19 protein-coding genes are annotated in these 18249 nt (G+C 53.2%); 6 read left to right on the plus strand and 13 right to left on the minus strand.

The features are described from left to right. Window positions 1–140 precede the first annotated feature (140 nt). The 3 genes from rpmB to mutM all read left to right on the plus strand — a co-directional run bounded on the left by rpmB (window position 141) and on the right by mutM (window position 1449). Complete coding sequence (rpmB, locus tag C3451_RS05015) at window positions 141–377, plus strand: 50S ribosomal protein L28 (protein WP_002436699.1); 237 nt, start codon at window positions 141–143, stop codon at window positions 375–377. Between the two features lie 22 nt (window positions 378–399). Next, on the plus strand, window positions 400–567 hold the full coding sequence (gene rpmG, locus C3451_RS05020) for a 50S ribosomal protein L33 (protein WP_003024094.1): 168 nt from the start codon (window positions 400–402) through the stop codon (window positions 565–567). A gap of 72 nt (window positions 568–639) precedes the next feature. Continuing rightward, window positions 640–1449 (plus strand): bifunctional DNA-formamidopyrimidine glycosylase/DNA-(apurinic or apyrimidinic site) lyase, encoded by an 810-nt coding sequence (mutM, locus tag C3451_RS05025; RefSeq protein ID WP_003860879.1) that lies wholly within the window; start codon window positions 640–642, stop codon window positions 1447–1449. Window positions 1450–1451: 2 nt separating this feature from the next. Here the strand turns inward: mutM and coaD are convergent, their stop codons facing one another. The 7 genes from coaD to rfaQ form a co-directional block, all read right to left on the minus strand. Continuing rightward, the gene (gene coaD, locus C3451_RS05030) at window positions 1452–1931 is read right to left on the minus strand and encodes a pantetheine-phosphate adenylyltransferase (RefSeq protein WP_022646622.1); all 480 of its coding nucleotides are present in this window, start codon (window positions 1929–1931) and stop codon (window positions 1452–1454) included. A gap of 3 nt (window positions 1932–1934) precedes the next feature. After that, window positions 1935–2705, minus strand: coding sequence for a glycosyltransferase family 2 protein (locus tag C3451_RS05035; RefSeq protein ID WP_124304244.1), 771 nt, complete (start codon window positions 2703–2705; stop codon window positions 1935–1937). Further along, the gene (waaA, locus tag C3451_RS05040; RefSeq protein ID WP_003860874.1) at window positions 2705–3979 is read right to left on the minus strand and encodes a lipid IV(A) 3-deoxy-D-manno-octulosonic acid transferase; all 1275 of its coding nucleotides are present in this window, start codon (window positions 3977–3979) and stop codon (window positions 2705–2707) included. Before waaA ends, C3451_RS05035 begins: the two co-directional genes overlap by 1 nt. A gap of 66 nt (window positions 3980–4045) precedes the next feature. After that, a complete protein-coding gene (locus C3451_RS05045) occupies window positions 4046–5035 on the minus strand; it encodes a glycosyltransferase (protein WP_045621031.1) in 990 nt (329 codons plus the stop codon). Window positions 5036–5046: 11 nt separating this feature from the next. Continuing rightward, window positions 5047–6147 (minus strand): glycosyltransferase, encoded by a 1101-nt coding sequence (locus tag C3451_RS05050; RefSeq protein ID WP_045621032.1) that lies wholly within the window; start codon window positions 6145–6147, stop codon window positions 5047–5049. 2 nt (window positions 6148–6149) lie between these two features. Next, a complete protein-coding gene (locus C3451_RS05055; RefSeq protein ID WP_045621033.1) occupies window positions 6150–7277 on the minus strand; it encodes a glycosyltransferase family 4 protein in 1128 nt (375 codons plus the stop codon). Next, window positions 7274–8344 (minus strand): putative lipopolysaccharide heptosyltransferase III, encoded by a 1071-nt coding sequence (rfaQ, locus tag C3451_RS05060; RefSeq protein WP_045621034.1) that lies wholly within the window; start codon window positions 8342–8344, stop codon window positions 7274–7276. Before rfaQ ends, C3451_RS05055 begins: the two co-directional genes overlap by 4 nt. Before the next feature lie 150 nt (window positions 8345–8494). Here rfaQ and C3451_RS05065 point away from each other — a divergent pair, with 150 nt between their 5' ends. Beyond that, complete coding sequence (locus C3451_RS05065; RefSeq protein WP_045621035.1) at window positions 8495–9448, plus strand: polysaccharide deacetylase family protein; 954 nt, start codon at window positions 8495–8497, stop codon at window positions 9446–9448. A 26-nt stretch (window positions 9449–9474) separates the two neighbouring features. Here C3451_RS05065 and C3451_RS05070 read toward each other — a convergent pair whose 3' ends face one another. From C3451_RS05070 to rfaD, 6 genes are all read right to left on the minus strand, one after another. Then, window positions 9475–10686 (minus strand): O-antigen ligase family protein, encoded by a 1212-nt coding sequence (locus C3451_RS05070; RefSeq protein WP_045621036.1) that lies wholly within the window; start codon window positions 10684–10686, stop codon window positions 9475–9477. Next, complete coding sequence (locus C3451_RS05075) at window positions 10674–11573, minus strand: glycosyltransferase family 2 protein (RefSeq protein ID WP_063139096.1); 900 nt, start codon at window positions 11571–11573, stop codon at window positions 10674–10676. The genes C3451_RS05070 and C3451_RS05075 overlap by 13 nt, the downstream gene beginning before the upstream one ends. Window positions 11574–11578: 5 nt before the next feature. After that, window positions 11579–12688, minus strand: a complete 1110-nt coding sequence (locus C3451_RS05080; protein WP_022646631.1) for a glycosyltransferase family 9 protein — start codon at window positions 12686–12688, stop codon at window positions 11579–11581. A gap of 3 nt (window positions 12689–12691) precedes the next feature. Further along, window positions 12692–13675: a lipopolysaccharide heptosyltransferase RfaC gene (gene rfaC, locus C3451_RS05085; protein ID WP_032626573.1), complete on the minus strand. Its 984-nt coding sequence runs from the start codon at window positions 13673–13675 to the stop codon at window positions 12692–12694. Between the two features lie 3 nt (window positions 13676–13678). Continuing rightward, the gene (rfaF, locus tag C3451_RS05090) at window positions 13679–14725 is read right to left on the minus strand and encodes an ADP-heptose--LPS heptosyltransferase RfaF (protein WP_023305214.1); all 1047 of its coding nucleotides are present in this window, start codon (window positions 14723–14725) and stop codon (window positions 13679–13681) included. Between the two features lie 79 nt (window positions 14726–14804). Continuing rightward, the gene (gene rfaD / locus C3451_RS05095) at window positions 14805–15785 is read right to left on the minus strand and encodes an ADP-glyceromanno-heptose 6-epimerase (RefSeq protein ID WP_045622507.1); all 981 of its coding nucleotides are present in this window, start codon (window positions 15783–15785) and stop codon (window positions 14805–14807) included. Window positions 15786–16000: 215 nt separating this feature from the next. Between rfaD and kbl the strand changes: the two genes are divergently transcribed. Beyond that, entirely contained in the window at window positions 16001–17197 is a 1197-nt protein-coding gene (gene kbl / locus C3451_RS05100; RefSeq protein ID WP_015570030.1) for a glycine C-acetyltransferase, read from the plus strand. A 9-nt stretch (window positions 17198–17206) separates the two neighbouring features. Then, window positions 17207–18235 carry an L-threonine 3-dehydrogenase gene (gene tdh, locus C3451_RS05105; protein ID WP_017383610.1) on the plus strand — a complete coding sequence of 343 codons (1029 nt, stop codon included), beginning with the start codon at window positions 17207–17209 and terminating at the stop codon, window positions 18233–18235. Window positions 18236–18249: the final 14 nt, after the last annotated feature.

Consider the following 18249-nt stretch of genomic DNA (forward strand, 5'->3'; position numbering starts at 1 on the left):
CCTTTGAGAATCTCGGGTTTGGCATTTGGGCCTGGCAATCGAGAGTTCAATAGAACTAAGCGATGACCGGGCTGTAAAGCCTGACGAGGCGCCGATACCCCATACGAAGCTCGAGCTAATTTGATTTTTGGAGAATAGACATGTCCCGAGTCTGCCAAGTTACTGGCAAGCGTCCGGTGACCGGTAACAACCGTTCCCACGCACTGAACGCGACTAAACGCCGTTTCCTGCCGAACCTGCACTCTCACCGTTTCTGGGTTGAGAGCGAGAAGCGTTTTGTCACCCTGCGCGTATCTGCTAAAGGTATGCGTGTAATCGATAAGAAAGGCATCGATACAGTTCTGTCCGAACTGCGTGCCCGTGGCGAAAAGTACTAAGTACTTAAAGAGGAAATAAATCATGGCTAAAGGTATTCGCGAGAAAATCAAGCTGGTTTCTTCTGCTGGTACAGGTCACTTCTACACCACCACGAAGAACAAACGTACTAAGCCGGAAAAACTGGAACTGAAAAAATTCGATCCAGTTGTACGCCAGCACGTACTGTACAAAGAAGCTAAAATCAAATAATTTTAGTCTCCTTGTATTGAAAAACCCCGCATCTGCGGGGTTTTTTGCATTCTGCATCTCAACGGAGGAACCATGCCTGAATTACCTGAGGTAGAGACCAGCCGCCGCGGCATTGAGCCCCATCTGGTTGGCGCGACTATTCTTCATGCTGTCGTTCGCAACGGGCGTCTGCGCTGGCCGGTGTCCGATGAGATCCACGCGTTAAGCGATAAACCCGTCCTGAGCGTACAGCGCCGCGCGAAATACCTGCTGCTGGAGCTGCCTGACGGCTGGATCATTATCCATCTGGGCATGTCGGGAAGCCTGCGCATCCTCACCGAAGAGTTGCCTGCGGAAAAGCACGACCACGTTGATCTGGTGATGAGTAACGGCAAGGTGCTGCGTTACACCGACCCGCGTCGCTTTGGCGCATGGCTGTGGACCAAAGAGCTGGAAGGGCACAACGTGCTGGCGCATCTTGGACCTGAGCCGCTCTCAGAGGCGTTTAACGCGGATTATCTCAAAGAGAAGTGCGCGAAAAAGAAAACCCCGATTAAACCCTGGCTGATGGATAACAAGCTGGTCGTGGGCGTGGGGAATATCTATGCCAGCGAATCGTTGTTTGCCGCCGGGATCCATCCCGATCGGCTGGCCTCTTCGCTGTCTGCGCAGGAGTGCGAGCTGCTGGTCAGAGTGATTAAAGCGGTACTGCTGCGCTCAATTGAGCAGGGCGGGACGACGCTGAAGGATTTTCTGCAAAGCGACGGGAAGCCGGGCTATTTTGCGCAGGAGTTGCAGGTTTATGGTCGTAAGGGGGAACCGTGCAGAGCATGCGGGACGCCGATTATTGCCACGAAGCACGCTCAGCGCGCCACGTTTTACTGCCGTCAGTGCCAGAAGTAGGGTTACTTTAACTTTTCCATCAACGCCTGGTGGACGTTAACCGGCAGAAAGTGGGTAACGTCCCCGCGATGGCGCGCCACCTCTTTCACCAGCGAAGAAGAGATGAAGGACCACTCTTTGGAGGGCATCAGGAATACGCTCTCCAGCTCCGGCATCAGATGGCGGTTCATGTGCGCCAGCTGCATCTCATATTCGAAGTCTGCTACCGCGCGAAGACCGCGGATCAGGATATTGGCCTGCTGGGCACGGGCAAAGTTTGCCATCAAATCGCTGAATCCGACGACCTCAACATTCGACAAATGCGAAATCGCATCGGTGGCAAGCTGCACGCGTTCGTTCAGGTCGAACATCGGCTTTTTGCTCGGGCTGGCGGCAATGGCCAGAATCACCTTGTCGAACATACACGCCGCACGGGTGATGATATCAAGATGACCGTTAGTGATCGGATCGAAGGTACCCGGATAAATCGCTTTTGTGCTCATGGCTCACGTTTTCTCTGAGTAGCCGCGGTTCAGCGCCCACAGCTCGGTGTATTTGTTGAAAGTATACTGGGCATTCACTACCGCCAGTAACCAGCCCTGTTTGCCGTCCAGCACGCCGCCACGTAGCAGCAGCGTTTTCAGAAACGCGCCCAGCGTGTGGGTGAAGATGTCGGTCAGCGTGGCCTTCTTGCCGCGCGCATGCCGCTCCTGTGCCCAGGCGGTGGCATAGTTCAGCTGTTTCCGCTGGAAGCTGGCGAAATCGCGGCAGGTCAGATGAAGCAGATCGCCCGTCAGGGGGATGACCTGAGCGTTATCGCAGGCCAGAGACTCATGGACCAGGTTGTTGTTGTACTGATAACGCTCGCGGGCATAGAGGCGCATCACGCGGTCGGGGTACCAGCCGCTGTGGCGCATAAAGCGGCCCAGAAAATAGTTACGACGCGCGATACTGTAGACCGCGCCGGGCTGTGGCGCGGCAAGCACCGTTTGAATGGCCTGTCGGAGTTCCGGGGTGACGCGCTCATCGGTATCGATCATCAACACGTAATCGCCTGTGGCGTAACCCTGCGCACGCTGACGCTGAATACCGTAGCCCTGCCAGTCGGTGTCGGTAAAGACTTTTGCCCCGGCTGCACGGGCAACGTCCGCCGTATTGTCCGTACTTCCGGAATCGAGAATGACGATTTCGTCAGCCCAGGCAACAGAGGCCAGGCAATCCGGAAGCAGGTCGGCGGCGTTTTTGGCGATCATCACGACCGACAGACGCGTTGACATTAGTGGCTCCGCTGCGGCAGGTAAGGTTGCAGAAGTTGCAGCAGACGGGTCAGTGCGCCCTGGTTCTGATGCAGGACTTCAACGGCGTGACGACCGTACCACAGGCGGTAATCTTCGTCAGTCAGAAGGGTTGAGACCTCTTTGACCACCGAGTCCGCATCGGTCACGGTGATTAAGCCATCGGCTTGCTGCAATTTCGCGCAGATATCTTTGAAGTTAAACGTGTGTGGCCCCATCAGCACGGGAATGGCGTGGGCTGCCGGCTCCAGCGGGTTATGACCACCGCGCTCCACCAGGCTTCCGCCAACGAAAGCAAGATCGGCAATCCCGTACAGCAGCATCAGTTCGCCCATCGTATCGCCAATCACCACCTGCGTGCTGCCAGAGGGGATTTCGCCGCTGCTGCGCAGGGTGAAGCTGAAACCGCCTTTTTGCACCATCTCCCGGGCATCTTTAAAACGCTCAGGATGTCGAGGAACCAGAATCAGCAGTAGATCAGGGAATTTTTCCAGCAGCTGGCGGTGAGCCTGAAGAATAATGGCCTCTTCGCCGTCATGGGTGCTGGTGGCAATCCAGACCTGGCGACGCGGCGCCCACTGACGACGCAGCGTTACCGCACGGGCGGCGAGTTCAGGGGTGACAGAAATATCGAACTTCAGGCTACCCGTGACCGCAAGCTGGTTGCGCTTCAGGCCGAGGGCGATAAAGCGCGCGGCATCTTCTTCGTTCTGCGCGGCGATCAGCGTAATTTTGCTGAGCAGGCGACGCATAAATTTACCCAGCTTGCCGTACCCTTTCGCCGAGCGTTCCGACAGACGCGCGTTGGCGATAACCAAAGGAATTTTACGGGCATGCAGGGCGGAAATCATATTCGGCCACAGTTCAGTTTCCATGACGATCACCAGTTTAGGGCGAACGGTATTCAGGAAACGGTTCATGGCGCAGGGGAGATCGTACGGCAGGTAGACGTGATGCACGTCTTTACCGAAGGCAGACATCACGCGCTCTGAGCCGGTTGGTGTCATCGTGGTGACGGTGATGGGCAGTGACGGATAACGGTGGCGTAAGGCACGCACCAGTGGAATGGCGGCCAGCGTTTCCCCGACTGACACGGAATGCAGCAGAATACCGTCCGGCGCCACTTTATTGCGGCAGTAGCCATAGCGTTCGGCCCAGCGTTTACGGTACGCAGGCGCTTTACGGCTACGAAGCAACAGTCGCAGCCACACCAGTGGCTGAATGATGTAGAGCAGGGCGGTATACAACAATTCCAAGCGATTATCCGTTTTTTTAGTTTCGGCCGGGAAATTCTAAGCATTTAAGCGTGCTAAAGCTATCTCTTATGCCAGATACCGTTTTAAACGGAAGTAGCGTCGGCCCAGGCGCCAGCGCAAACGCGGGCTTTTGGCACTTTTCCAGATGAGCTTCCAGATCCCGGTGTCGAAGAACTCTTTGATTATCATTGATTTCTTCGCTTCATCCTTCATGTTGTCGAAGGTATGAATAATTCCCAGACCCTCTTTGGCGATTTGCCAGTGACAGGCCGGGATATTTTTCACTTTATCCGGGTAGCGCTGGTTAATGGCATCAAGCATCTTCAGGATCTTCATGTAATGGCGCGCTGAGCGAATCAGCGTGTCGTCATTATCCGGGGTGTGCGATACCGAGGCGGAGTGAATGTAGTAGTCGTAAAAGCGTTCGCTGGTGTACTGAACGCGTTCCGCAGCAAGCAGCACCTCAGTCGTCCACGGGATATCCTGATGGCGCAGGCCAGGCTCGAAACGAAAGCCGTGCTGACGAATAAAATCGTGACGATAGATATTCAGCCAGGTCACATGCAGGAACTTACGTGAATCCAGCGCCTTTTTTAACCATGCCGCGCCATTCATGACGCCCGTTGAGGCGAGCTTATCTTCAGGGAAGATAGGGCGAGACGGTTTTTTGTTATTTTCCCAGACGTAGTTGCCATTGCAGGTGGCGACATCCAGGTTCTGCGTGACGGCCATATCCAGCAGACGCTGGTACATGCCGGGTTTGAAGACATCATCAATATCCGGGAAAGAGAGATATTGGCCGGTCGCAACGGCCAGGCCGGTATTACGCGCGATGGACACGCCCTGATTAGGTTGTTCAATAACCTGCATCTGTGGCAGCTGTTCGCGCCATTTTTCGACAATCTGCATCGAGCGGTCAGTGGAGCCGTCATTCACGATGATGACTTCCATACTGTCGATGTGTTGATTTACAAGGCAGGTAAAGAACTGATCGAGAAAAGCTTCACCGTTATAAACGGCAACCACCACGCTTAATAAAGGCGCTGAATTTTGCATATGAAACCTGATTATTTTTGGTTGTCGACCAAAGCAATGTATTGCTGGCAAATGGCGTTGATACCGAACGATGCGATCGTTTCGCGATCAACAACCGGCGGAGAGGCATACAGTTCTGCCAGTGTTTTCGCCAGTGATTCGTCGGTTAACGCTGTCAGACCGCGCGCCAGGGGGCCAGTAAGGATCTCAGCAGGGCCGCCAGGGCAGTTTGTACTCACCGGTGGGGTCTGACAGATAATGGACTCTACCAGTACATTACCAAAACCTTCGCAGTCGGAACTTAACACTAAAAGGCGTGCACCTTTGATCCACGGATAAGGATTGGTTTCAAACGGGCGGAAGACGATCTTGTTTTCAATTCCCAGCTTAGCGGCAAGCTGTTTGAGCTGGTTAATTTTCACGTCAGAGCCTTTGCCCATCAACACCAGTGATGCGTCAATCTTGCTCATCGCAAACGCCCGCAGCAGCCGGTCGTGACGTTTGTGCTCATGAAAACGGCCAACGTGGATAATGTAATTCTGCCCATGCATCTCAAAGGGCGCTTCCGCCAGACGCTGAATTTCAGGGATATCAAACGGGTTATGGATAACCGCTTTGCGCCGCAGGGGGATCGCGAGAACTTCAGACAGATCGTGCAGCACGGCGCCGGATACCGCCACCACGTTGCGGTTTTCATAGGTATGACGAATTTTATAATGCTTAAACCAGCGAGAAAGCCCGCTGCGATGGCGCAAATAGGAGAAGGAGAACATCCCGTGTACGCAAAACCAGACCTTATCGCGATCCAGCACGCGGCTGTGCGCCACGATACGGTCGGTTTTATGCAGATGCGAGAAGACGACGTCAAATTTACCGCTGCGTTCTGCCTGCTCAATGGCGCGATCCAGCAAACGGGCGCGACGCGGGATCTCGGTCAGCTTCCGCCAGGGTTTTTTACAGGTATCCTGCACGACCTGAAAATCGATGCCTTCCGGAATGGCGTAGTCGCACACCTTCCGTAAGGAGAAAAGGGTGACCTGATGCCCCAGTTCTGTCAGTCCGCTGGAGAGGGTGAGAACCGTTTTTTCGGCTCCTCCACCGGGTAAACCATCAATAATCATTAGGATGCGCATTATTAATCCAGTAATTTTTGATAAAGCGAAATAAGCTGACTTGATAGTTTTTCAGGGGTTGCTTCTCTGACGCGTTCACGCGCCGCAAGCCCCATATTGTTATTTTTTTCCAGTGAAGGGATGGACATGACGGCCTCCTTCAATGTGTGGATATCAAGTGCATCACAGTAAAACCCGTTCTGGCCTTGCTCAATAAATTCTGAACCACCGCAACTCTCTGACGTAATGACGGGCAATCCACAGGCCATTGCTTCAAGTATGACGTTAGGGAAAGGATCATACAGCGTCGGCAGCAGTAAACCATCAGAAAGCTGATAAAATGGCAGCGTCTCTTTTTGCATCCCCAGGAAACGGATTTGCCCCTCACAGCCTAATGAACGGGCGAGGTCGCGATAGCGGCTTTCCGCTTTATCCTGACCGACCACAACCAGCCACGCCGATGTTCCTGCTATAGCCTGAATAGCGCTTGCCAGCCCCTTGCGTTCAAACCCTGAACCCACGAAGCAGAAAATGACGGCATCAGCGGGTAAGCCAAATTGCTTACGCAGTACAGCGCGCTGCCTCTCTTCTGCCGGAACGAAGCGGCGGGAATCTATTGAATTATAAATCACATGTATCTTTTTTGCGTCAATATCAAAGTCTTCGACGATTTCGCGCTTGATCATCTCCGCATTACAGATAACGGCTTTCAACTCGGGAGCCTGGTACATTTCACGTTCGGCGTTCATCACGTAGCGGTGATAGCGATCGTGCATGAGCAGCTTCGCGCGCCAGGCGGGAAGAATACGCGTACGCTGTAGCAGCCAGCGTCGATGTACACCATCTCCGGCGCGGTAAATATCGCAGCCCGGAATACGTTCGTGGCTCTGTACAATATCAAACTGCTGTTGCTGCCACAGCGCGCGCGCGGCGTGTGCAAAGCCGCGTTCACGGCTGATGCGGCCCCACTTTCGTGGATCGCAGATATGAATATGCCAGTCGTCCTGCTTTTCGCCCTGCCACTCGCGGGTGATGACGTTGAGCTCAAGATTTTGATTGCTCAGCGCGGTGAGTGCCCTGGAGACAAAACGTTCTGCTCCCCCATCCGGCCGATATTTTTGGCGCACAATGGCCAGACGATGAAACTTCATTGCAGGTATCTCCTTGCGGCGGAGACGACAGCATCAACGGGGATGGCGTCGAGATAACGTTCCGTCGTTTTTGTATCAATGGCGTCAGGGTTGGGAAGCGGGCCGTAGTTACCAGCCCAAATGACCTCGCCGTTAACCTGCCATGGCGACCAGAACGTCAATTTTGATGGGCCAAACAGCGCCACGCAGGGCGTCTGAAGGGCGGCGGCCATGTGCATGGGGACGGAGTCAACGCCAATGAACAGGGCTGCGTGATCGATAAGCGAGGCCAGCTGGCGCAGGGTTAACTGCCCTGCCAGCGACACAACATCCGTCTGCGGGGAGGCGGCAAGAATGCGGTCAATCATCGCCAGTTCTTTCTTATCCGGTCCCGCCGTAAGGACGATAGTGTGGCCGTCCTGCTGCAATGCGGCGATAGTTTGCGCCATTTTGCCTTCGTCCCAGCACTTAAAGAACCAGCGTGAAGTGGGTTGAATAACGATATAGCGTTCCCCCACGCCCTTTTGTGTCAGCTTGTGATGAGCATGGTGCCAGTCATCCGCGCTGTAAGCCATGGTGACGGCGGGTCTGGCGGCAACGGGTAATGGTTTCAGTATGGACAGGTTTTGTTCAACGGTGTGCAGGTTCTGATGGCTGGCGACCGAGACCAGTTCACTGTGACAAAAACGCCAGAAGGCATTATTGCGCTTGTTAAAAGCGAACCCGAGCCGAACCGGTGCGCCGGTGAAGCGGGTAACCAGCGCGCTGCGCCACTGATCGGCAAGATTGATCACCAGATGATAATGCTGAGCGCGTAAAGCACGAAGCAACTGCCACTCTTTTTGCAGGTGCTTCAGCGTCCCCAACTGCTTCCATTTACGATCGATACCATAGATCGTACCGATTGCCGGATGCGCGGCGAGCATGTCTCGCGTCTCTTCATAGAGAAGGACGTCGATTTGGGCTTCAGGCCATTTCTGGCGCAATGAATTGATGACGGGGGTGGTAAGTAACATGTCACCATGATGGCGAAGTTTAATCAGTAAAATGCGCAAATCAGGCGTGTCAGGTAAGTTATTCATCATCATCTTATCGGCGTTGTACTGTTGGCAATTCTAATAGACCTGGTAACGACTTGCACTCTTTCTCCATAATGTCAGGAATTTCCCTGGAAGGGTTTACTCCTGCTTTCGGGCGTGCGTAACATAGCGCTAACTATTTTGTCTTGCGGACTCATTATGAAAAAACCAGCGTTTATCATCACGATCGATACCGAAGGGGATAATCTCTGGCAGAACCACCGGGTCATCAAAACGGAAAACGCGCGCTACCTGGCGCGGTTTCAGACGCTTTGCGAGCGTTTCGGCTTTAAGCCTGTCTGGCTCACCAACTACGAGATGGCCGTCGAACCGGTGTTCATTGAGTTCGCGAAAGAGGTCATAGCCCGGGGGCAGGGCGAGGTAGGAATGCATCTCCATGCCTGGAACAGCCCTCCGGAGCACGATCTGACCGGTGATGACTGGCGCTGGCAGCCTTATCTGATTGAGTTTTCAGACGAGGTCATGCGTGAGAAAGTGCTGTTCATGACCCGCCTACTGGAAGAGACCTTCCAGACAAAAATGCTCAGCCATCGCGCCGGGCGCTGGGCATTCGACAGCCGTTACGCCCGGTTGCTGATTGAGCTGGGGTATCAGGTAGATTGTTCCGTTACGCCGCGCGTGAACTGGTGCAACGCGAAAGGTGCCCCGCAGGGTAATGGCGGAACGAATTACCAGCATTTTCCCGATCGTGCCTACTTTTTGGACGTAGACGACATTTCCCGGCCGGGAAACAGCCTTCTCCTCGAAGTGCCAATGAGCATCCAGTATAAACACCCGGCATGGCTGAATTCCCTGAAGCAGGGTTACGATCGTCTGCGCGGTAAATACCGTTCTCCGTCAGTTAACTGGTTACGCCCGTCCGGCGGTAACGCGCAGGAGATGATTAAGGTTGCGCAGCAGTGCCTGTCTCAGGGAAATGACTACGTAGAGTTCATGCTGCATTCGTCGGAATTTATGCCTGGCGGCAGCCCGACGTTTAAAGATGAGGCGGCGATTGAGGGGCTTTATCAGGATCTGGAGCAGCTCTTTACCTGGTTATCAGATAAGACCGTGGGGATGACGCTGGCGGAGTTTTACCAGTACAAAAAATAGTTATGCCCGCCAGGCGGGCATATTTGCTATTGCTGCTTTGTTTGGGTGAAAGGTGTACTTAATGCAAACAAAACCATAAAGAAGATTAAGGCTTCTGAACTGAGCAGTATGACATCCGTCAGTCCATACAAAAGCAAAAGTAGCATCGAGGTTAGCAGCAGTGCGTTTTTACTTCTAATAGAGTAAGCTATTATCGAAACAAAAAAGAAGCACAAAATTAGCAGTCCAGGAATGCCTTGCAGTGAATATTTTTCAATAAACTCATTGTGCAAATGAATTCGAATGTAACCGAGCGCTGCTGCAACATGTTGATGTCCATTTGCGACATAATTTCGAACCCATGATTCCCTGCTTTCAATAGACTGTCCCAGTGGATGCGCAATGCCAGTCATAAGACCCACGTTCCACATTGAAAAACGAGCCCCCAGAGAAGTTGCATCATGCCCTTCCTGATATTTAGTTATCTCAGTCACTGTTTGTTGAATTTTAGGTGATATCAATGGTTTATAACTTACAATTATGATCCCTGCAACGATGCATAAAAAAATCATTAATGATTTAAGGTGAATTTTTCGGAAATGATAAAGTGTAAGAATAATAGCCAGTAACAGGTAAAGGGCCATGGCGGCACGCGTGGCTGTCAAAAGAATCAGGAAGAAAGATATCAGGACTACGACGCCTGCCAAAAGGTATAATTTCACATTATTCTTTAGGTATAAGCTGTAAACAAAGGCTAATGATAGAACAGAATATACATACGCTGCGATAGTTGGACGGTTTATAGCCATCTCTACGCGATTAATACCTTGTACAGCCTGATAAAGGCCATAAGCTGTGGCAAGGGTATAACCTACAGCTGTACTAATTAAGAAGTATTTCACAAAATTATCTTTTGTTACATAATTTTTGAAACGGTCAAGGTAAAAAATCAAAAGGCTTGCCAGAATTAATTTTTTACTCGATCCAAGATAATCACTGTATGCGTTTAATCCCTCATTATGCAATTCATAAGTGACATACCAAATAAGATTAAGTAACCCTATCAGCATAATAGGATAGGCGATACTAAAAGGATGCCAGGAGATTTTTTTATACTCAAATGCCAAACCCAAGATACTTGCATATATTGCAATATAGAAAAACTCTCGTTGTTTCCCTGAATTAACAAGCACAAGAGCTAAAGAGATAAGGCTCAATGCGAGTGTTAACTGGTAAGTTCTTAACTTTATTTTTTCCATAACGCCTCAATAACCCTTTTTTTGTAGCTAAAACGAACATCGGTGGACAGGAAAAAAGACAATGTGTACATGGCCTTTACGCGTTGTTTCACGAGGTGCAATTGTTGGTCTGTAAGACAGGACCGATGGTTGCTGTAAATATCAAACCAGTGGCAATTGACAAGATGCCTGTAGCTTGACGGAAATGTTCTTTCCATCTGTAACGTGCATTCGACAAGCGTTGAAATTTTGCTGGCGTCCAGACTGCTCGACAAACTGTCGCGACGCTTGACGTAATAATAATGCCCCTGGCGTTGATAGACTATTTTGCTCGACTGCATCAACATTCCGGGGAAGACAGCGAAATCCTCATAACATAACATTGGAGGAATAGGGTTGCTTTCGTACAGGCTACGATGAATAAACTGGCCAATGAGATGCGCCTGAAAGTCTTTATGGCGTAAGAAACGAGCGACTGCTTCATGTTGTGACAATGGCACAGGGTTGAATCCCTGCCAGTCTGAAGTCATTTTCCGGGGATCGCGAATCTCAAGCAAACGTGTCAGTAACATATCCGGACGTTGCGCTTTCAGAAAGGTAATTGCGTCCCTGAGGCTGCCCGGCTTTAAGCAATCGTCACTGTCGAGCATCGTAATATATTCACCGGATGCCAGTGCGACAGCACTGTTTCGTACCCGGCCGACGTTACGAAAGTTCACGGTGCGCGTTATGATCTGAGGAAATTTAGGTGACCACTCTTCAATTATTGCCTGCGTGGTATCCTCAGAACTGTCATTAAAAATAATAATTTCAGTGCCTTGAACGGTGGCTGCCAGCAGGCTTGAAAGCGTGGCATGCAGCGTAGCTTCAGCGTTATGCGCAGCAATAATGACGCTTAAAAAAGCCATAAAAATTAGTTTCCTTGAGCGTCGGTAGCGCTAGCCAGTGAGCGGGCTTTGGGTAATGTACGGATAAACTGCTGAAGATCGTGTAACGCGGAGTCAGTGACAGAGAATAGTGCTTCCCGTTCTTGCGGGAAGTAATAGCGCGTTTCAAACACATAAGAACAAATGTTGTCGTCATTCCCGATCAGCAACACATTGCCAAGCGGACGTTGTTCATAGTGACAACACGGACCAAACAGCAGGACTACCGGAACGCCAACGGCGTCTGCGATATACACATTCCCCGAGTCAGACGCGATATAACAGTCCATCTTAGAAATGGCCCAGGGAAGCTCTTCCAGCGAAATTTTGCCAATAAGATTGATAAAATTAGGGATTTCACCGTAAAGGCGGGTGATATCGTCCATCCACGACTGTTCATTTGGCGCGCCGAAGACATAAAACTCGCAGGGTAAATCAGCGAGTTGATCAACAATCCGCTTCCAGATAACCGGAGGGACGGTTTTGGCTTTATTGCCCGCCGCAATACTGATGCCGATGCGGATAACGTCAGGTTTATCAAGAATGGCCGGCCAGGTCGTCGGTTTAAAGAGCGGCTTTGTGGCGTGCTTGGGAGAGTCTTGCCATGTGAGTGCGCGGTCGGCCAGTTTCAGGTAGTTCGACACCGAAAGCGTTTTTTTGCCATGCTCAACGGTACCGTCAGCCGCAAGATAGAAAATCCCGTGATACCACCTGCGCGTGTAAATGGTTAAAAATTGTTTGTTTTTAGCATTGCAGACGGCGGCAAAAAAGAGGTTCACGCTGTTGGGTTGTAGCAGGTAGACGTTGTCGTAGCGGTTCATGATCCTGCACGCGAAGCACAGTTTACGCCACAGGTTGCGCTTATGCTGCTCAATAAAATAGATCTGCTCGATAGTCTCATCATGCTTCGCCAGCGCACCAACGCTGCGACTGACCAACACATCGCTTTTTTGCAGATATGCCAGTAGAGGTGTCGCATTAATAAAGTCACCGATTTTGGCTGTCTGAATGACAAGGTTTTTGCCCGTGTCTTTTCGAAACAGCTTCCGGAGGAGTTTCACCGGAAAGAGTAAAATCAGCAGAAATACATAACTCATGGGTTAAATATCCCTGTTGGAAAGCCGATGGCTGCCCTGTAAAAATGAAAAAATAGCATCTGCGCTAATATCCTTCGTTTGTTGCGTAGGGCTGACCATCTGATGCTGGTTTTTACCGTAACCCCCGATCAACCCCGGATCGGTCGGGCCGAAAATCGTGATATTAGGACGATCCAGTGCGGCGGTTAAATGGCTTAACCCTGTATCCACAGAAACGACGGCGTTAGCGCCCGCCAGCTGTGCGGCAACCTGCGCCAGCGTGAGTTTGGGTAACACCTCAACGTGGGAAAAACCGGCTGCCAGACGTTCCGCACGCTGCCGCTCATGTTCTGCACCCCACGGGAGTTTAATATGGATACCGCAAGGTTGCATTAGTTCAATCAGCCTTCTCCAGTGCGTTTCCGGCCAGTGCTTATCGTCGCGCGTTGTGGCATGCAGGAACACCAGATACGGTTCGGCATGCTCCTCCGTCTCGCGCAAAAAATGCTGTGCAATAGCGTAGTCACCCTGGGCTTCAGGTTTTGCATAGCCCAGGCTTTTCGCGAACAGCTCGCGGGTACGTTCCACGGCGTGCTGCTGCTTCGCAATATGGTGGCGACGATTATAGAACAGGCTCGCCAGCGGTTCGCGGGCGGTTTGCCAGTCCATGCCGTGCTTTACGCCGTGCGCCAGACGCGTGACCAGCGCGGCGCTTTTCACCAGGCCCTGAGCGTCAATGATCGCGTCGTAACGCCGGGCCTGCACCGCTTCGCGGAAGGCTTTACGTTCGGCTTTAATCGGTGCGGAAAACCATGCTTTGCGCCAGCGGCGAATGGCCACCGGGATCACGCGGTCAACCGCTTCGTGCCAGGTGGGGATCTGCGCGAAGCCTTCTTCCACTACCCAGTCAAAACGAATGCCGGGAATGGCCCGCATCGCGTCCGTCAGTGACGGCAGCGTATGCAGCACATCGCCCATCGAAGAGGTTTTAACGATCAATACCCGCATTCGTTATCCTTCTTCGCTCAACAGAAGTTCGTTGAGCTCTTCGAGAACGCGCTGCGGCGTAATGTCGATCAGACTCTGATGGTAGCCTTCTGCGGCATCACCTTTACGTACCTTGTGGTAGCCGGTGATCAGGCGAATTACGCGCGCTTTGTGCGACAGCGGCGGCGTGAAGTCCGGGCTGCTCGGGCCATACAGCGCCACCAGCGGACGATCCAGCGCGGCGGCGACGTGCATCAGGCCAGAGTCGTTGCTGACAACGGCTTTACAGGCGGCAATCAAAATAACCGCCTGCTCGAGCTGCGTTTCCCCGGCCAGGTTTCGGCACCAGGCCTGTTGCTCGGTGCTGAGCGTGGCGAGAATTTCATTGCCCGCCTCGTGATCTTTCGCCGAGCCAAACAGCACAATTTGATAGCCTTCGTCGATCAGCTGTTTCGCCAGCTCTGCGTAGTGATAGTGCGGCCAGCGTTTTGCCGGACCAAACTCCGCGCCGGGGCAGAAGCCAATCATCGGGCGTTCGGACGAAATGCCAAACGCGTTGCAGGTGTGGGATTTCTCCCCGTCGCTTACCTGGAGCTGCGGCCACAGTAGCGGCTGCGGCAGATCTTTCGCGCTGCGCATCACGCCTTTGTCGTAGGCCAGCGCCACGTAGCGTTCTACCATCAGCGGCCAGGCCTCTTTATCCAGCACACGGGCATCGTTCAGCAGGCCGTAGCGCATTTCACCGCGCCACCCGGTACGGTGCGGGATGCCCGCAAAGAAGGGCACAAGGGCGGATTTGAAGGAGTTAGGCAGCACGTACGCGCGGTCATAGCGTTTCTCGCGCAGGCTGTGGCCGAGTTTGCGGCGTTCACCGATTTCCAGCGCCCCGTGTCCGAGCGGCATCGGGATCGCCTCGTTCACTTCCGGCATACGCGATAACAGCGGACGGCACCATGCGGGTGCCATCACGTCGATTATCGCCTGGGGATAACGCGCCTTGAGCGTGCGATAGAGACTTTGCGACATCATCATGTCGCCCACCCAGGACGGGCCGATCACCAGTATTTTCATTCACTTCATCCTTCAAGCTGTCTCTGCGTTGGCTGCCTGCGTTCAATCCAGTCACTTACTTTTGTAAGCTCCCGGAGATTCACTTAGTTGCCGCCTTGATACCGCTCGAATGATTTTGTGAATTTATATCGCGGTCACGGTTCAGCCAGGCCATATATTCCGTTACGCCTTCGGCAACGGTCTTGAACGGCTTGTCGTAGCCTGCGGCGCGCAGGTTAGTCAGGTCCGCCTGGGTGAATGCCTGGTAGCGGCCTTTCAGCTTATCCGGGAACGGAATGTACTCGATGCTGCCTTTCTTATGGTACGCCAGCGTCGCGTCTGCCACCGCCTGGAAGGATTCCGCGCGGCCAGTGCCCAGGTTGAAAATGCCGGACACGCCATTTTCCAGGAACCACAGGTTTACTGCCGCCACATCGCCCACGTAGACGAAGTCACGCTTGAAGCCGTCGCTGCCTTCGAACAGTTTCGGGCTTTCGCCGTTATTTAATTGGGTGTTCAGGTGGAACGCCACGCTCGCCATGCTGCCTTTGTGGCCTTCGCGCGGCCCGTAGACGTTGAAGTAGCGGAAGCCGACAATCTGCGAGTTCGCTTCTGGCAGGATCTGACGTACGTACTCATCAAACAGGAACTTGGAGTAACCGTAAACGTTCAGCGGCTGCTCATATTCGCGGGATTCGATGAAATCTGAAGTGCGCCCACCGTAAGTTGCCGCGGAAGAGGCGTACAGGAACGGAATTTCACGCTCCAGGCAGTAGTGCAGGAGCTCTTTGGAGTACTGATAGTTGTTATCCATCATGTACTTGCCGTCCCACTCGGTGGTGGAGGAGCAAGCACCTTCGTGGAAGATGGCTTCGATCTCGCCGAACTCTTCACCCGCCATAATCTGGATAAGGAAGTCTTCTTTATCCATGTAGTCAGCGATGTTCAGATCCACCAGGTTCACGAACTTGGTGCCGTCTTTCAGGTTGTCCACCACCAGGATGTCGGTGATGCCTTTGTCATTGAGGGCCTTAACAATATTGCTGCCGATAAAGCCCGCGCCGCCGGTAACGATGATCATAACTGTAACCTTTGAAGTGTGGAGTCCGGGGAACATCCCGAACGCTAATCTCTTTATCATATCATCACAATGCCCGGTCTTCAGCCATTCACCGATATGCAGCAGGGGTACACGTGATTTATGCTGCAAAAACGAGAAGAGATACGGCGTCATCTCGTCATGAACTATTGGTTTGGGTAATATGTGCCAAAATTTGCCGAGTCTGGAGAATTGCAATGCGTGGTGATTTTTACAAACAGTTAAACAGCGACCTCGACACCGCACGTGCGGAAGGGTTGTTCAAAGAAGAGCGTATTATCACGTCTGCCCAGCAGGCGGACATCACAGTTGCCGACGGCAGCCATGTGATCAACTTTTGCGCGAACAACTATTTAGGTCTTGCGAATCACCCTGAGCTGATTGCCGCGGCGAAAAACGGCATGGATACCCACGGCTTCGGCATGGCCTCCGTTCGCTTTATCTGCGGTACCCAGGACAGCCACAAGCAGCTTGAGCAAAAGCTGGCGAACTTCCTCGGAATGGAAGACGCGATTCTGTACTCCTCCTGCTTCGACGCCAACGGCGGTCTGTTTGAGACCCTGCTCGGTGCAGAAGACGCGATTATCTCCGACGCCCTGAACCACGCCTCCATCATCGACGGTGTACGCCTGTGCAAAGCGAAGCGTTTCCGCTACGCCAACAACGACATGGTTGAGCTGGAAGCCCGCCTGAAAGAGGCCCGTGAAGCCGGTGCCCGCCACGTGCTGATCGCCACCGACGGCGTGTTCTCCATGGACGGCGTGATCGCCAACCTGAAAGGCGTGTGCGATCTGGCGGATAAATACGACGCGCTGGTAATGGTGGATGACTCTCACGCGGTTGGCTTTGTCGGCGAAAATGGCCGCGGCTCCCACGAATACTGCGACGTAATGGGCCGCGTAGATATCATCACCGGTACGCTGGGCAAAGCGCTTGGTGGCGCGTCTGGCGGCTACACTGCTGCGCGCAAAGAGGTGGTTGAGTGGCTGCGTCAGCGCTCCCGCCCGTACCTGTTCTCCAACTCCCTGGCGCCGGCGATTGTGGCCGCCTCTATTAAAGTGCTGGAGATGGTGGAATCCGGGGCTGAGCTGCGCGACCGCCTGTGGGCTAACGCCCGCCTGTTCCGTGAAAAAATGAGCGCCGCAGGATTCACCCTGGCCGGCGCTGACCATGCGATCATTCCGGTGATGCTGGGTGACGCGGTTGTCGCGCAGAAATTTGCTCGTGAGCTTCAGAAAGAAGGGATTTACGTGACCGGGTTCTTCTTCCCGGTGGTACCAAAAGGTCAGGCGCGTATCCGCACCCAGATGTCTGCGGCGCACTCGCCTGAACAAATTGAACGTGCGGTGGAAGCCTTTACCCGCATCGGCAAACAGCTGGGCGTAATTGCCTGAGGACGTGTGATGAAAGCGTTATCCAAACTGAAAGCGGAAGAAGGGATTTGGATGACCGACGTGCCGGAGCCGGAAGTCGGTCATAACGATCTGCTGATCAAAATTCGTAAAACCGCCATCTGCGGTACTGACGTTCACATCTACAACTGGGACCAGTGGTCGCAAAAAACCATTCCCGTGCCAATGGTTGTCGGCCACGAATATGTCGGCGAAGTGGTCGGCATTGGCCAGGAAGTGAAAGGCTTCAACATTGGCGACCGCGTCTCCGGTGAAGGCCACATTACCTGCGGTCACTGCCGCAACTGTCGCGGTGGGCGTACGCACCTGTGCCGCAATACCGTCGGCGTGGGTGTGAACCGTCCGGGATGCTTCGCGGAATACCTGGTGATCCCGGCGTTTAACGCTTTCAAAATCCCGGACAATATCTCTGACGACCTGGCCTCCATCTTCGACCCGTTCGGCAACGCGGTACACACGGCGCTCTCCTTCGACCTGGTGGGTGAAGACGTGCTGGTCTCCGGCGCGGGCCCAATCGGCATTATGGCGGCAGCCGTGGCGAAGCATGTGGGTGCGCGCAACGTGGTGATCACCGACGTGAACGAATACCGCCTGTCGCTGGCGCGCAAAATGGGCGTCACCCGCGCGGTGGATGTCTCGAAAGAGAGCCTGACAGACGTGATGGAAGAGCTGGGCATGACCGAAGGTTTTGACGTGGGTCTGGAGATGTCCGGTGCGCCACCGGCGTTCCGCACCATGCTCGACACCATGAACCACGGTGGCCGAATCGCGATGCTGGGTATTCCGCCGTCAGATATGTCCATCGACTGGAACAAAGTCATCTTCAAAGGGCTGTTCATTAAGGGCATTTATGGCCGCGAGATGTTCGAAACCTGGTACAAGATGGCTGCGCTGATCCAGTCCGGTCTGGATCTGTCCCCGATTATCACTCACCGTTTCTCCATCGATGAGTTCCAGCAGGGCTTCGACGCAATGCGTTCCGGCCAGTCAGGGAAAGTGATCCTGAGCTGGGATAAGTAATCAAAAAGGGGCCT

The organism is Enterobacter sp. 301B, assembly GCF_003850715.1.
In the GTDB taxonomy this organism is placed as follows: domain Bacteria; phylum Pseudomonadota; class Gammaproteobacteria; order Enterobacterales; family Enterobacteriaceae; genus Enterobacter; species Enterobacter intestinihominis.